The sequence below is a fragment of the Mesorhizobium sp. PL10 genome, from assembly GCF_053714315.1.
The window spans coordinates 1-1,285 of the sequence record NZ_JBSKBR010000137.1; the positions used below are offsets into that span (position 1 = coordinate 1).

The 1,285-nt window shown below is 57.5% G+C and carries 1 protein-coding gene and 1 pseudogene; one reads left to right on the forward strand and one right to left on the reverse strand.

The genetic code is table 11. The features are described 5' to 3' along the window. The first annotated feature begins 35 nt into the window (after window positions 1-35). Entirely contained in the window at window positions 36-821 is a 786-nt protein-coding gene (locus ACWGTO_RS33445; RefSeq protein WP_454578949.1) for a GGDEF domain-containing protein, read from the forward strand. Window positions 822-950: 129 nt separating this feature from the next. On the opposite strand, the pseudogene ACWGTO_RS33450 reads toward ACWGTO_RS33445, so the two are convergent. Continuing rightward, window positions 951-1,285 (reverse strand): annotated as a pseudogene (locus tag ACWGTO_RS33450) (DUF309 domain-containing protein); the annotation flags it as partial.

Here is a 1,285-nt window from a genome sequence, read left to right on the forward strand (position 1 = left end):
TCTAAAGAAACAGTGCCAATCTTCAAAGAAAAAATATGACGCCTCGCACCAAGCGTATTCTAGGCAAATCAATGGTTGTGACGATAATTGCAATCGTCGCGACCTTTGCTCTGTCGTTTACGGCCAGAATCGCCTTGCACATGCCCATCGATTGGCTGAGTTGGGTGGAATGCACCCTCATTCCTATCCTGATTGGAATGCCCGTCGGCGCCTACATCTTCGCCCAGTCGGAAACGATCCAGGAGACATGTGACAAGCTGGAGAAGTCGTATGCGGCCTTGAGAGAGACCCACGACAGGCTGGCGTTCGTGACCAGCCACGACCCGATGACGGGGCTTCTTAGCCGCGGCGGATTCATGGCAAGAATGGACAGGAACCGCGATGAGGGTGAATACGACACGCTTCTCCTTATCGACCCGGATCACTTCTCCTTGTTCAATGATCAGCACGGACATTCCAAAGGCGACGAGGCCTTGGTTCGAATCGCAAAGGCGCTTGTCTATCTAACGCGCCCTGGCGATTCAGTCGGGCGCCTTGGTGGCGAAGAGTTCGGGGTCCTGCTGCGAGGGGTGCACAAAGAGCAGGCAATGACCATGGCGGAGAACATCCGGCGTCTTGTTGAAGGGATTCCCTGGATCAAAGGGCAACAGGACGATGTAAAAGTGACTGTCAGCATCGGCGGTGCGGAAATCCCTCCCGATGCAGATACTCAGGATATTCTTCGCACTGCAGGACGATGCCTTTCTGAAGCGAAACAGCGCGGCCGGAACCGCGTTTCGTTCGACTTTGAAGCAGCCAAATTGCGAGCCGTGGCACCGTAACCGACCCTGCTTGGGGTATGCTCTTTCCGGTGTTACGTCGCCGGAAGAGGTGGTCGCGGCAAACCGCTGCATTTGGTGACGGCCGGGCCGCCAGGGGCGTGTGAACGTGGTGGTCAGCCGCCTTATGTGCTATGCGGTATGCTGTTGCGCGTGGCTTTGCCACGATGATCTGATCCCGAGGACGAAATCAAACACCGGTTGCGGCCGGCCAAGTGGCACGGCCGGCAACGATGCCGGGACCTCTGTCGCTGCCTCGGCATAGTCGGCGAGGATTGCTGGCGGGAGGCCAAGCACGTTTTCAAAGATGTGTTCCGACGGGCCGTTCAACCGACGAAACAGCATTGCGCCGCGCCGGGAGTGGCGCGCGGCCGCAGCAGTTTTGCCCTCACGTATCTTTATGCCGGCTGCCGACAAAAGGATCAATGCTTTGAAGAACGCGCGAGAAGGGCTGCCTCGGTCCGCAA